Raw genomic sequence first — 14018 nt, 5'->3', positions numbered from 1 at the left:
TGATGCTGAGCGTTCGGAGTTGACGCAAGAACAGGCATTTGGAGAGGGCTTCTTAAAATGGCTTTATGAGTCACGATCTGGAAGCTTACTTGGACAATTTCTTGTGCACAGCATACCTTGTTCAATTTATGGGCTTTTAAAGAATAGAAAGTCTAGTCGTTCAGAGGTTTATAACTTTGTAGAAAAGTTTAAAATCAATACCAGTGAATACCCTCCGCTTGAGAGTTACAAGAATTTCAATGAATTCTTCGCTCGTGAGTTTCTCCCAAATAAACGAAAATTTAGTTCGAGTCCTGATGTGCTTTCTGCCTTTTGTGAGGGGAGATATCTTATTTCGGATTCTCAAAACCCTGTGCACCTTAAGGGAAGTCTCATTGAACCCCTTAAGCTTTTAGAGGGCATGGCAGAGGCCCAAGAGTTTATGGAGGCGACGGCACTTATTTGTCGATTAGCTCCAGTTGATTATCATTGGTTTCATTTTCCTGATGATGGTGAAGTTATCAAAATCAAGAAAATTAATGGGCCTCTGCATTCAGTTTCTCCCATTTCTCTTAGAGCTACTCCAAATGTTTTAAACACAAATAAACGAGTTGTTTCAATCTTAGAGTGTAAGAACTTAGGAAGAGTTGCCTTTGTTGAAATTGGAGCCTTCTGTGTGGGAACAATAAAACAAAAATATCAAAATAAGAGTTTTTCAAAGTTAGACCAGAAAGGGCATTTCCTCTTTGGTGGCTCAACAGTCGTTCTTCTTATTAATAAGGAGATTAAGTTTCATTCAGAGTTAAAGAAATATTCAAAAGAAGGAATCGAGACCTACTTCAAACTTGGTTCAGATATAGGGAGAGTAGAGTAATGATGTTCTTATCAGACAAACTGGATCAGAGACAGAGAGACTCTCTTGGAAAGAAGGCCGGGAATCTTGTGGAATTAATGAGTGCGAATACAGTTATTCCCGATGGCTTTATTTTGCGCTACGAGGATTTCAGCAAGGGACTAGTTGAAGCCAAGCTCCTTGAGAGCATTAAAAGAATAGGTGGTTTCCCTGTGGCGGTTCGAAGCAGTGGGCAATTGGAAGATCTTGGGGATATGAGCTTTGCAGGACTTTATGAAACTTTTCTCTATATAGATAGCGTAGAAGCACTAGTGGAATCGATTAAAAAATGTTTTGATTCTTCACAAGGAAATAGAGTTAGAGAATATCTTGCGAAGGCCGATATAGAAAAGAGTGAGTCAGAACTCTATGAGCAGTTCTCTGTTCTTGTACAAAAAATGGTTGATCCTGAATGTGCAGGTGTTGCATTTAGTGTAAATCCTCTAGATGGAATTGAAGATCATATGCTGCTTGAAGTTTGTGAAGGAGTTGGGGAACATCTTGTTTCTGGGGAAGTCACACCAAATCAGTATATTTATCATTATCAGAAGAACGAGATCATTGATCAGCGAATTGAGAATGAGAAGGCAAGGCTGAGTGGCGAAGAATTGAAAGAAATAGCGAATGAGCTATTGAATATTCAGGCACATTTCGGATGCCCTCAAGATATTGAATGGGCCCTTGATAGTCAGAGAAAACTTTGGATTCTCCAAGCAAGACCGATTACCACAATTGAGTGGAGAAAAGATCTCGGTGAATTAACAAATGCAGATCTCAAAGATGGTGGAATTTCTTCAGCTGTCTGCACGCCTCTTATGTTCTCTCTTTATCGTAAGGGGATGAATGAAAGTATGCCAGGCTACTTTAAAAAATTGACATTACTTCCTAAGGAGCACCCTGAGCAATGGCTCTTTGCTTGTTATGGGCGTGCTTATTGGAGTGCCGGGGAAGTAAAGAAAATGTTAAAGAGTATTCCTGGCTATAATGAAAAGAGTTTTGATGAAGACCTGGGAATCATGAAGGATTACGGTTCACAGGGACCAGACTCAACAGGATTAAATCCATTCTCACTTCTACGTGCCATTCCTGTTTTGATGGGAATGGAAAAAGAATTTAAAAAATGTCATGAAGAAAATAGTAACTTTGAAAGTTTCTTTGGGCCCCTCGAAGAAAATTATCACAAGCTTATGAATCGAGGTCTCTCGACATTAAGTGAGAAAGATTTTCAAGATGAATTAATCTTTATTATCAAAATACTCTTTCTTCAAACAGAAACAAGTTATTATAGAACGATTTACAATAATTCTAATCTCCAATCAATGTTTAAAGAATTTATTGAAAAAATAGAGAAAAGAGTTGGGGACAAAATTAATACAATTCAATTACTTTCTAATCTTGATGGTGTGGCCCACTTAGAAATACAAAAAGACCTCGCAAAGGTCTCTGCGATTCTTCATGAATCAGACTCAAAAGATGATACTAAAGATTATAAAGAAAGGCTAGATCAAGCGGTTGCAGTATTTTTAAAAAAGCACTTCCATCACGGGGACCGAGAGCTTGATATTACCGTTGAGAGGTGGGGTGAAATCCCTCAACGAGTTGTCGAAATGGCACAGGATTATCGAGAGTTGGATCAGTCAAAAGTCATAGATTCTTATCAAAGAGAATATCAAAGAGTGAAAGAGCTTATTCTTTCTAATGGGGGATTCTTTTCAGGCGCTCTATTGAAGAAATTTGAAAAGAAGCTTGCCTTCGTACGAAGTTATCTCATGCTAAGAGAGAAAATGAGAGAGTACTCAACTCGTTCTTATTATATTGTGAGACAATTTATTTTAGAACTCGACAGAAGATGGGAAGTTCGGGAGATGCTTTCTTTCTTCATATTGATGAAATTATAGATCTCGTTGAAAATGAAGAATCTTTGACCAAGTATAAAGAGGAGTTATCCTATCGTAGGCTTCTCTACCGTGGTTTCTCAAAATTTGAAGCACCTAATGACTTTGGTTTTGGCCGCAAACAAAGTGAAATAAGTATTGAAGAGGTGGATGGGAAAACTGTTTATCGAGGTATTCCTTGTTCTCCTGGCCTGATTCAAGGTCGAGTCATCGTCGCGAAAACCTTAGAAGAAACTAAAGACCTTCAAGATGGTGATATTCTCATTACCAAGTTCACTGATCCTGGCTGGACTCCTATACTTGGAAAAGTTTCTGCCGTTGTCACAGAGGTCGGAGGGGTTCTCTCCCACGCCGCAGTTATTAGTCGTGAATATGGTATTCCTGCTGTTCTTAATGTTTCTAAGATTACCTCTCTCTTAAAAACTGGAATGCAAGTGACAATTGATGGTGATGCCGGGGCCATTATCGTGGAGAGTGAATAATGAAATTTATGCTAGAAGTTTTTCTTTTGCTGATTCCTTTAATCTTTGGAGGAGTTCTTCATATGGTTGTAGTGACTCTAGATTTAGCAACGTTTCTCAAGGTTCCCTTACATGAACAGGCCTTTGGTAAGAATAAAACCTGGCGAGGGTTTGTTGCTATGCCACTTCTAACTACCCCTGGAGTTTACTTGGCCCTTTGGCTTGAAAAAATATGGGGGGTGAATATAGGACTTTCGCTATATCATCCGATACTCCTTGGTATCCTACTTGGTATTTTCTATTGCCTCTTTGAATTGCCAAATTCTTATATCAAGAGAAGAAAGGGAATTTCTCCAGGTAAGATGTCTAAGGATAATGCTCTCTTTCATGCTATTTTCGACCAAGTAGATTCTGGTTTTGGCCTAGTCATTATATATTATTTAATGACAAGTTCTCGTGCCATGCACCTGACGACATTTCTAATACTTGGAACGCTTATTCATCTCTTATTAAATTATCTGCTATACTTATTAAAGTTGCGAAAAGAGCCTCTATAGTAATAGAAAATGAGTTCGGATGAGTTTTTTTATTAGAATATTTATATTTCTTATACTTATTCTTCCTCATGTCCTACTTCGTGCAGAAAATATAAATCCTGTTCAGTTCTGTTCTCAACATCAGTCTTACCCAACACGCTTAGAGCTGGAGGAGTTTTTTCTCTTTCGCCAAATTCAATTACAAGGTGAAAAACCTGATGAAGATATCCTTTTGTCATTAAGTTATCTCTTTCAAGAATTTGGCGTTAAAGGACCTTTAAAGATTTTCTTTCTAAAAGAGATTGGACCCCAGAAAATTTTTAAGGATAGAAAGAGAGAAGATATTCTCTATGTCACATCTAATGCTAAAGACCTTTTATTAGTTTCTGCTCTTAGAGAAAAGGCAAGGGAGATTTGCTCAACAAGGATGAAAAGACCAAAGGAGTTTCATCTTGAATATACCCATACAGTCTATGAGCAGTTTCTAAGACATGTGGTCAGCTCGAAGCTTGTCTTAAAAAAAATGGAAGATATGACGGGGCTTCGTTTTAGGTCAAAAAATAGCGAAGAGGGATATCTCGAAGAACAAGAGCTAAGAGATGAAGAAGTTATAACTCTATTTAAAAGCTTTATGGATATTCCCAATCATGTCTTTAATAAAATGAAGCTGAAGAAAGTTGTCAGAGTGAGGATTGGGCTTGATCTCAATAATGCCAGTGCCGATTACACAGAGAATCTTAAGAGAATACGTTTAACAGATAAGGCCATGCTCAGTGATTCTCAAATATATGGAGAAGGAACGATTGTTCATGAATTAGGACATGCATACCAAGCCGGTCAAACTCAGAATGAGCGTGAAGAATTTATTAAAATTTCATGGCGCAAGGAAAATGGTCAATGGGTGAGAAAAGAGAATTCTGGAAAAGGTATGATTAGCCTCTATGCTATGAAGAATGAAAAAGAAGATTTTGCTGAGCATTTTGGGGCCTTTATTCATGAACCTGAAAAATTGAAAAATCTTTCTCCTGAGAAATTTGCGTATTTTAAAAAGAAGGTTTTCATTGATACTGAGTATTTCTCCACTGCCGCTAAGAATGCAAAGATCTTTATTGATTCTAAAATTAGTGATAGTGAGAAACCCTATTTAGTCAAAGAGTTGAGCGAGAGTCTCTTTCTCTCTGTGGAAAAACATTCATTCCAACAAACGGTGAAGGCAAAGGTGACGGGAGTTTATGATGATTTGTCTGGAGTGGGACCTACTTCTCTCCATTTTAGACATCGCAAGAATAAAACCTCTCGGTTTATTGTGAATTTAAAACCTGTCATCAAGAATGACCAAACGACTCTTGAAGGATATACCGATATTGATTTAAAGAAACTTAGCCCCGGGATCTATGATATTAAAAGTTTTATTCTAGAGGATCTTGCTGGTAATTCTGAGTATTTTAAAGGAAATCCCATTGCGAGCCTAAACCTTTCTGGAGAGCAGGGGACTCAGTTAAGAAATACGAAAATTAATATTGAGAAAATAAAAATTTTAAAAAAAGATGAGCCCTCTCATCCAACATTTATAATGACTCTACCTATTGAACATACTGATGACCTCGAGCGTATCTACTTGAGTTGGAATTTGAAACATCTTCAAGAGAGAACATCCCATAGCATTACTCATTATCTCTCTGTTCCAGGTGATAAAAATATAAAATTTGAAATCTCTTTCAATGGAGATTATCCACAGGGAGATGTGAGTCTTTCGCGAATTCAAGTTGATTTTCATGGGGGGGCAGTTTTTCAAGAAGAGAGTATTTCTGAGAATATTCCTGAACAGCAAAAGACAACCTTGCACTTGAAAACGGGAAAAACACAGATGGATCTCATTCGTCCTCTGGTTAACAAGATGAAGCTAAAGGCCGTGGTTGAGGATAATAAGTATGGTGGTATTCATAATATTTTAATGACACTTCCTGTGCAAGTGGTCAATTCGGATAAGGCATCCCTTATGATTCGCATTAGAGACCCAAAGGGAAAGGTCATCTACCGTAGCTATCGTGAACCAAATGAACAATTAGAGGCGAATGGCCCAAAAGACCAGAGGGTCATCGAACTTATCATGCCTCTTAGAAAGTATCCTGAAAAAGGTGAGTATATAGTTGAAAGCATTGTGACAACTTCGCGAAAATCTGACTCTTATTCAACTGGACTTAACCTAGATAGCGGAACAGCTTTTAAGGTCCGAGACAAGTTATTAGAAAGAGGGATTAGAAAGAGTTTTCAAGTCACGCAAGAGAATCAGTTAAAAGTCTATTAGTCGCATAGCGCATAAATTGAGTTTCGACTCCAAAAGTGCCATACTATTCTTTATGAGAAAATCGATAATTGTCTATATTAATGGGGTTCGACATGAACTAGAAGGCAAGGCTGCCTTTGAAACTGTCGCTAATTATTTACGTTATACTAAGGGACTTACAGGAACCAAAGTTGTTTGTTCAGAAGGAGACTGTGGTGCTTGTACTGTTTTACTCTCTCGCTTTGACGGGGAGAAGATGGGAAGAGTTCGCACTATAAACTCTTGTATTAGCTTTATGTATCTCTTAGACAGATGCCATCTCATCACAGTTGAAGGTCTTAAGAAAGTTGATCATCTGCACCCTGTTCAAGAAGCGATGATGAAGCACCATGGTGCTCAGTGTGGATATTGTACACCTGGGATTGTTTGTTCTTTGGCCTCAATGACTGAGGATGCTATTAATGATCATATCGAAATTGATGATAAGAAAGTCAAAAATTATCTGACGGGGAATCTTTGTCGATGTACAGGCTATGAGCCGATAATAAAAGCAGGAGTGGCCACTGATTTGGAGAAGGTTTCAACTTTCTCAAGTTTATATGGCCACGCAGAGATGGTTAAGGAGTTTAAAGAGCTTTCATCAGTTGATGTGGCAATCGAGTCTCAAAATAAGAAAGTATTTCTTCCCCATTCGTATCAGGCCCTTTTCCAGCATGGTAATCACGCCAATATGAAGGTGACTTCTGGCGCAACAGATCTTGGAGTGCTGGTAAATAAAGGTAAAATTGACTTGCAAGAAATTGTCTCTCTTAACAATATTCAAGAGTCATATCAAATTGAAGATAGTTCAAAGGAAATCATTATCGGGGCGAAGGCAAGTCTCACTGACGTTGAAAAAGCCTGCGAAAAAGATTTTCCAGAGTTTTCAAAGAAGCTTCATGTTTTTGCTTCTCCTCAAATCAAGAATAAAGGGACACTCGTCGGTAATCTCGTGAATGCTTCTCCTATTGGTGACACTATTCCATTTCTTAGAGTTAGTGGTGCCAAGGTTGTTCTGCACAACGGAACAAATTCAAGGACGATAGCTATCGATGATTTCTTCTTGGGTGGATACAAAGAACTTGATTTGAAAGACGATGAAATTGTAACAAAGATTATTCTTCCAAAGAATAACTATGAGTTTAAATTATATAAAGTTTCTATTCGTAAAGATCTCGATATCTCAAGTGTGAGTATGGCGATCGCATATAAAATGGATGGTGATATCTTTACTGATTTCAAAATTGGGATCGGTGGAGTTGGACCAACTGTCATGAGAATCTCTTCTATTGAGAAGGCCATTATTGGAACAACTCTCGATCAGAATACTTTTAAGAAAGTGGCCAAACTCCTTGATACAGAGATTAAACCTCTAAGCGATATTAGAGGAAGTAGTGATTATAGGAAACTTCTTTCTCATAATCTTCTTCTAAAATTCTGTGATGAGGTCATAGTTGAAAGCGGAAAAACTCTAAGTGAGGCATCAGTATGAGTGTAGGTAAGAATATTAAGCACGATTCTAGTTATGGTCACGTAACAGGGGAAAGTATCTTCGTTGATGATAGAGCGCCGGTCTTGGGAGAGCTCTTTGTCGGAGTTGTAGGGAGTCCCGTTTCAAAGGGAAGGCTCAAAGGGATTAACCATAAGAAGGCCCTAGCACATCCAAGCTGTGTCGGTGTTTATACGGCAGAACATTTAAGTGCAAAGAAGTGGGGAGCAATTTTCCATGATCAGCCAATTCTTGTAGATGAAGAAATTGGTTATATGGGTGAGCCTCTATGCATCTTTGCTTCAAGTCGTCGTGAAGATATTGAAGAGATTAAAACTCTTTTTGACTTTGAGATTGAAGAGGAAAAACCTATTTATACCATTAAAGAAGCCCAGGCTTCTGACTCATTTGTATATAAGGCCCCAAAGCCCTTCGCTCAAGGCAATGTTGAGGAAGCCTTTAAAAATGCAAAACATATCTTAGAGGGGACATTTATCGTTGGTGGTCAAGAGCACTTCTATATGGAGTCACAAGCTTGCTGTGCTTATCCAATGGAAAATGGTCAAATTGAAGTTCACTCTTCTAGCCAGCACCCTAGTGAAACACAGAGAGTTGTCGCGGAGGCCCTAGGTCTTCCTCTTCATCATGTTGTCTGTGTCGTTAAGAGAATGGGGGGAGGATTTGGAGGAAAAGAATCTCAGGCCGCTCCAATTGCCGCTTATGCTGCACTTGTATCTAAATATACAGGAAAACCAGCTCGTCTTATCCTAACTAAGGATGAAGATATGGTGATTACTGGTAAGAGACACCCATTTGAAAATGACTATAAAGTTGCATTTGATGATGAAGGAAAAATCGAAGGGATTAAGATGATTCTTCGCTCCGATGCAGGAGCTTATAGTGATCTCTCGTCATCTATTTTAGAAAGAGGGATGTTTCACGCTGATGGGGCATATTTCTTAAAGAATGTTCATATTGAAGGTTATGCCTATAGGACAAATAGACATTCAAATACTGCTTACCGTGGTTTTGGAGGTCCGCAAGGGAATATGACCATTGAAAGTGTTATTGAAGATATCGCGGCTTACTTGAAAAAAGATTCTTTTGAAATACGTAGAAAGAATATTTATCAGGGAAAAGATCTTTTAACACCGTATGGACAAGAATTAGAAAATAATATGCTACCAGCTCTCTTTGATGATCTTTATAAATCTTCCGATTATCAAAGAAGGATGCAAGAAATTATTGAGTTTAATAATAAGAAGACTGGAAAGCTCAAAGGGCTTTCTATGACTGCCACTAAGTTTGGTATTGCCTTTACGGCAAGATTTCTTAACCAAGGAAATGCTCTTGTTAATGTTCAGCTAGATGGAACAGTCCAAGTTTCAACAGGTGCAACAGAAATGGGACAAGGGGTTAATACTAAAATTCAACAAATCGTGGCCCATGCCTTTGGTATTGCTGCTGATGATGTCCAAGTTATGACAACGTCAACTGAGAAGAATCATAATACTTCTCCAACAGCCGCTTCTTCTGGTTCTGATATTAATGGTGCTGCAGCACTTGATGCTTGTAATAAAATTAAGGCCAGATTAAGTGAACTTGCAAAGCTTGTTTTTGCAGGTAAGGAAAGTAATGACCTTGTTGAATATGAAGTAGGTAAGGGGAGCATCGATGCCGACATTGTTTTTACTGAGAATAAGGTCATTCAAAAATCAACTCAGAAAGAAATAGCTCTTAAAGAACTTATCAATATCGCTTACTTTAATAGAATCTCTGTTGGTGCCTATGCCTTTTTCAAAACTCCGGGACTGGGATTTTGTAAGAATAGCGTAGAAGGGAAGGCCTTTAATTACTACACTCAAGGTGTTGCTGCCACAGAAGTTCTTGTTGATGAATACACTGGTGAGATGAAGGTTATGCGAACAGATATTCTCATGGATCTGGGAAGACCAATTAACCCAGGAATTGACAGAGGACAGGTTACCGGTGCCTATGTTCAAGGTATGGGGTGGGTAACCACAGAAAGTCTCTTCTATGATGAGAAGGGCCATCTTATTTCGCATTCACCTACAACTTATAAGATTCCTAATGTTCAAGATACACCAAGAGAGTTTCATTTAGACTTTATTAGTAACGATGATAATGATTGTAATGTTCATCGTTCTAAGGCCGTCGGTGAACCTCCATTTCTTCTTGGTTCAAGTGCTTGGACTGCAGTCAAACATGCTCTTTCTTTTAGGTCTAAAGAGGGTGTCGTTAATTTAACTTCTCCATGTACAGGGGAAGTCATTTTGGGGGAACTTACGAGGTTAAAGAGTGGACATTAAAAAGTACTTTGAAAGAGCGACAGAGCTCAAAAACAAATATTCTCCCTTTGTAACTGTCACGATTACAGGTGTCAGGGGGAGCGCTCCTCAAGATCTTGGTGCCAAGATGATTGTAACAGAATCTGGACTTGATTTTGGAACAGTTGGCGGGGGAAAGGTTGAAGCACATTGTTTAAAGTATGCTCAGGACTTTATTAATGGTGATAAACTGGTTGAAGCTCAGACATGGAATCTTCAAAAAGATATCGGTATGACTTGTGGTGGAGAGGTTACATTTCTCTTTGAGCTTTGTGCAAAGAGAAGTCCATGGCACATAGCCATCTTTGGTGCTGGTCATATCTCACAAGAGCTCTGTCCTATTCTTAGTAAGTTGGATTGCCATCTTTATGTGATAGATAATCGCAAAGAGTGGTTAGATAAAATAGTCGAATCAACTAATATGACCAAGTATCATCTTGAAAATATGGATGAGGCCCTAAGTTTACTTCCTGATAATTGTTTTGTTGGGCTTATGACAATGGGACATGCTTATGACGTGCCCATTCTTGAGAAGGCGCTAGTATATCATAAGTTTCCGTATCTGGCAGTGATTGGTAGTCAGTCAAAGAGAAATAGAATAGAGCTTGAGTTAAAAGATAGAGGATTATCTCAAGATCTTATTAAGTCTTTTATCTGTCCGATTGGAGAAGATTTTGGTTCGAATCACCCGGTTGAAATTGCCTTGAGTATAAGTGCTCAATTAATAAAGAGTCGCGATCAATTAAAAAATGCTTAGTATAATAAATTTCACTTAAGACGTTTTAGAGTCTCTTGAAAGAGGCTCTTGTACTTTCCCTCTTTCATTTTGTCGGCAAGTCTTTCAATTGGAAAAATTCTGATTGCCAAGAAAATGATATAACCTGCAGCAACGGGTCTTAGAAGAGACCATATCAACGTCGAGTAATCTGATCGAGAATAGAAGTAAAAAATCCCTGTTAAGACAAGAGATACAATAAAGAGAGGGTTAAAGAGGTCCCTTAGGGCGAGTGCGTATATGGGGGCGTCAGATTGAACTCTCTTTTTCTTAGAGCGTTCACCTTGTTTCTTTGCCCATTTTTCATAATTCGTTAATTCCTTTCCCTTAAGCTTATATGCCGCGATAACGGCCACTATTCCTAGTGTTACTTTAATGATAACGATAATAGCGATTACGCTTAACAGACCCTCTTGAGTTACAGGAAAGACCTTATTAATCTTTTTAATAAAGTATTGCGCCATATAGACGAGATCTTTTCCAAAGAGAACTAGATAGATAAGCAGGGGTTGAATAAAGCTCCAAAGACAAAGAAGCGTCATTCCAATAAAATGGCCAATAATATTCTTACCAAAAATACGTGTCCCAAGATTAAAGAGCTGTCCTTGCATTGAGATTGCTAGCATTGGCGTTAGTTTCTTACCTGCTGGAGACAAGGTTTTTAATAGGGCGGATGTTGTACTTATAAGTGCTGGAGAGTTGCTCTCTTGAGTCTCTAAGCTTGCCTTTGTTAGAATAAAGCCTTGGTTTAGTGATAGGGTATGACCTGAAAAAGGGATTTTGAGTGAATGAAGAAAACTTCCCAGTCCTATTTCAATTATAGAGAGCAGGGCTGCATATTTTCCAATCTTTTCTACATCTTTCATTTTAACTCATACATTTTATAAAACCTATTTGGTTTCTTTATTCGTTCTATTATTGACTTCTGTGATGTTGTAAGTGCTGCAATCGATTCGTCGTAAATATCTGCAAAATTCTCTGTTTGAGCAATAGTGAGTCTTGCGGTGATATCACTGAATCTTAACTCTTTAACAACACCAAAGGTATGATAGATATACCTGCCGGGTTTAAAAGGGTCAATAAGTCCATAGATAAAGCCGACTATTTCACCTCGGTTGTTACGAGCTATTTGAAAAGATTTAGGTGCTAGAAAAGGTTTGAGTTTGGAGAAAATGGCGACAAATTCTTCTCTTGAAATCTCTGAGTAACTGAAGTTTTGTTTGAAAACATCAAGTGCTGTTTCATAGAGTTCGCTTAAGGCGTGTTCAATATTGTCGATATCAATCGGAGACATTTCTATACCATGAATATTCTTTCGTCTTTTAAGCATTGAGGCAACAAAGTTATGAAACTTAAGAAGCTCTGCTTTGTCTATTTGCCAACTTCTCCAGTATGTTAATTCTTTGAAACCATAGTTTTCAAAAATCGTTGGATAGTATTTTGGATTTCGAGGCTCAGATAAGAATGGTGAAGTTTCAAACCCCTCTGTCATAAATCGATAATTATTGTAAATATGGAGATCCATCGGGCCTTGAATTGACTTTGCTCCAGAATCTCTTAGCCAGCTCACAGCACTATCAAGTAGTGGCCTAGCAATATTCATATTATCTGGAGACTCAAAGTAGCCAAGATTTCCAACTGTTGCATCTTCCTCATCATTTCTTCTGCTATCTATTGTCGCAAGAACACGGGCCACAAACTTCTCATTCTGTTTTAAGATAAAGAACCTTGATTTCGCAGTGTTGAAAAAGGGATTTCTTTTGTTTAATACGGCAAAGAGGTTTTCTTTTGGAGTCGGTATATAGGTTTCACTAGTAAAGTATTTGTCTTGAATATTGATAAACTCATCTAGTAGAGTTATGTCTTCGATATCAAACTGGATGACTTCCATCTAACTTCCTCATTGAATAGTAATAGTTCCATTATCTGCGTTCAGATTAATTTTATCAACACCTCTTAGGTATTTGGTGACCTTCTTTGCTCCGACGATTGTTGGAACTCCAAGCTCTCTACCAATAATTGCAGTATGACTTAATAGGCTTCCTTTTTCTGAGATGAGTCCTTTGCATTTTGTCATAATGTAAATCCAGGCCGGGTCCGTATTTTGGGTGACAAGTATACACTCGTGGAGGTCATTTCTATCTAAGGCTTCGGAAGGTGATGCAATAAGGAGAACTTTTCCCGTTATATTACCTTTGGATGCACTAAGACCTTGAATCATATTCTTATTAGCTATCTTATGTTGAATATTTGTTTTGATAAAGTAAGGATCGTGATTTCCTTTTTCAAGATAGACTAATTCAGGATATTCACTTTGAGATCGATACTTGAGAAGATTGCCTGTTATTATCTTTGCAAGCTCACTATTTGTTCTTTCTCCTCTTGCATACAGAAAAAGATCATTGAGATGTAGATAGAAGAAATCGTTTATATGATACTCTGATAGTTCTGGCGTGGCCTTGAGATCTTCAAAGATACTAAGTAGACACTCTCTATACCACCCGTAGAATTCTCCTCGCACTAATCGACAGGCCTCTCTCGTTGCAATATAGCTCTTTGTTTTCTTTATAGCATATTTTAGAATATATCGATCAAGAAAATTAAGTTTCTTCAATTCGTTATCAGTTTGTGTTGATTTCGTTGGATTAACAGAATGACTGGTATGAAGTTTTATAATTTTTAAAAGTAATTCTGGTGAATGTTTAAGACTTAAAGATTCTAGCTTTAGTTCTTCAAAAGAGCGATCTCCATATTCACTTAAAAATTTGTTAATCGATACGGCGCTAGACTTAAAACCTTTTTCTTCAAGGGCGCGGTAAATAGGGCGATATCTCTTAAAGATACTCTCAGATTGACTCTCAATCATGGCCTCTTTGTAGACTTGAGTAATAGCTTCATCTTCAAAGTCTTTAGCAAGTTCGTTTATCGCGTTCAAAGGGGCTAAAGAATCGACTCCTTCATCTGTCTTTATAAGAAAAGGAATAATATCTTCAGAAATAGAATATTTATTAAGGATTTTGCAAATAGTATTCAGTCCCTTCATTGTAAGGACATCATTAAAAGCTGTAAGTGAGAATCCCTTTGTTGTATTGATTGCAAAACTAATTGAATTGATCTTTTGAGCAGTTGTTTTCGCTGTCTCTAGTCTTTGATAGAGCTCATCTTTTTTCTTACGAGCATTTGATAAAAAGCTTTTAAATATAGAATGATGTTTAGTGACTATCTTAAATAGGAATTTGTAGAATATTATTTGATCTTTAACATCGGGAGCATCTACTGTTGTTTTGATTGCGCTGGAATTTGTCTTGCCTCCGATC

General features: G+C 37.8%; 11 protein-coding genes. 8 read left to right on the top strand and 3 right to left on the bottom strand.

The features are described from left to right. The 8 genes from M901_RS10470 to xdhC form a co-directional block, all read left to right on the top strand. Nucleotides 1–853 (top strand): phosphatidylserine decarboxylase (locus M901_RS10470; protein ID WP_021278162.1); only part of this gene is annotated, 853 nt, incomplete at its 5' end. After that, complete coding sequence (locus M901_RS10465; RefSeq protein ID WP_021278165.1) at nt 853–2769, top strand: pyruvate phosphate dikinase PEP/pyruvate-binding domain protein; 1917 nt, start codon at nt 853–855, stop codon at nt 2767–2769. The genes M901_RS10470 and M901_RS10465, both read left to right, overlap by 1 nt. Next, complete coding sequence (locus M901_RS10460; protein ID WP_021278168.1) at nt 2721–3248, top strand: PEP-utilizing enzyme; 528 nt, start codon at nt 2721–2723, stop codon at nt 3246–3248. Before M901_RS10465 ends, M901_RS10460 begins: the two co-directional genes overlap by 49 nt. Continuing rightward, complete coding sequence (locus tag M901_RS16545) at nt 3248–3784, top strand: CDP-archaeol synthase (RefSeq protein WP_021278163.1); 537 nt, start codon at nt 3248–3250, stop codon at nt 3782–3784. The genes M901_RS10460 and M901_RS16545 overlap by 1 nt, the downstream gene beginning before the upstream one ends. Nucleotides 3785–3803: 19 nt before the next feature. After that, nucleotides 3804–6071, top strand: a complete 2268-nt coding sequence (locus M901_RS10450; protein WP_021278164.1) for a hypothetical protein — start codon at nt 3804–3806, stop codon at nt 6069–6071. 52 nt (nt 6072–6123) lie between these two features. Then, nucleotides 6124–7581, top strand: a complete 1458-nt coding sequence (locus M901_RS10445; RefSeq protein ID WP_021278161.1) for a xanthine dehydrogenase small subunit — start codon at nt 6124–6126, stop codon at nt 7579–7581. Beyond that, nucleotides 7578–9908 carry a xanthine dehydrogenase molybdopterin binding subunit gene (locus tag M901_RS10440; RefSeq protein ID WP_021278169.1) on the top strand — a complete coding sequence of 777 codons (2331 nt, stop codon included), beginning with the start codon at nt 7578–7580 and terminating at the stop codon, nt 9906–9908. The genes M901_RS10445 and M901_RS10440 overlap by 4 nt, the downstream gene beginning before the upstream one ends. Next, nucleotides 9898–10683 (top strand): xanthine dehydrogenase accessory protein XdhC, encoded by a 786-nt coding sequence (gene xdhC / locus M901_RS10435; RefSeq protein WP_021278171.1) that lies wholly within the window; start codon nt 9898–9900, stop codon nt 10681–10683. Before M901_RS10440 ends, xdhC begins: the two co-directional genes overlap by 11 nt. Nucleotides 10684–10694: 11 nt before the next feature. Here xdhC and M901_RS10430 read toward each other — a convergent pair whose 3' ends face one another. The 3 genes from M901_RS10430 to M901_RS10420 all read right to left on the bottom strand — a co-directional run. Continuing rightward, nucleotides 10695–11567: a hypothetical protein gene (locus M901_RS10430; protein WP_021278166.1), complete on the bottom strand. Its 873-nt coding sequence runs from the start codon at nt 11565–11567 to the stop codon at nt 10695–10697. After that, on the bottom strand, nt 11564–12592 hold the full coding sequence (locus tag M901_RS10425; RefSeq protein ID WP_021278167.1) for a hypothetical protein: 1029 nt from the start codon (nt 12590–12592) through the stop codon (nt 11564–11566). The genes M901_RS10430 and M901_RS10425 overlap by 4 nt, the downstream gene beginning before the upstream one ends. A 9-nt stretch (nt 12593–12601) precedes the next feature. Beyond that, a partial coding sequence (locus M901_RS10420; RefSeq protein ID WP_021278170.1) for a PEP-utilizing enzyme occupies nt 12602–14018 on the bottom strand: 1417 nt, incomplete at its 5' end.

The organism is Bacteriovorax sp. DB6_IX (genome assembly GCF_000447775.1).
Lineage (GTDB): Bacteria > Bdellovibrionota > Bacteriovoracia > Bacteriovoracales > Bacteriovoracaceae > Halobacteriovorax_A.
Note: the sequence above shows the minus strand (reverse complement) of the source record. Positions and strands in the feature narration are given on the sequence as shown.

Bases quoted from the DNA above. Each gene is read 5' to 3' on its own strand.
- M901_RS10465 (WP_021278165.1), top strand. From the start codon at position 853: ATGATGTTCTTATCAGACAAACTGGATCAGAGACAGAGAGACTCTCTT.
- M901_RS10460 (WP_021278168.1), top strand. From the start codon at position 2,721: ATGGGAAGTTCGGGAGATGCTTTCTTTCTTCATATTGATGAAATTATA.
- M901_RS16545 (WP_021278163.1), top strand. From the start codon at position 3,248: ATGAAATTTATGCTAGAAGTTTTTCTTTTGCTGATTCCTTTAATCTTT.
- M901_RS10450 (WP_021278164.1), top strand. From the start codon at position 3,804: ATGAGTTTTTTTATTAGAATATTTATATTTCTTATACTTATTCTTCCT.
- M901_RS10445 (WP_021278161.1), top strand. From the start codon at position 6,124: ATGAGAAAATCGATAATTGTCTATATTAATGGGGTTCGACATGAACTA.
- M901_RS10440 (WP_021278169.1), top strand. From the start codon at position 7,578: ATGAGTGTAGGTAAGAATATTAAGCACGATTCTAGTTATGGTCACGTA.
- M901_RS10430 (WP_021278166.1), bottom strand. From the start codon at position 11,567: ATGAAAGATGTAGAAAAGATTGGAAAATATGCAGCCCTGCTCTCTATA.
- M901_RS10425 (WP_021278167.1), bottom strand. From the start codon at position 12,592: ATGGAAGTCATCCAGTTTGATATCGAAGACATAACTCTACTAGATGAG.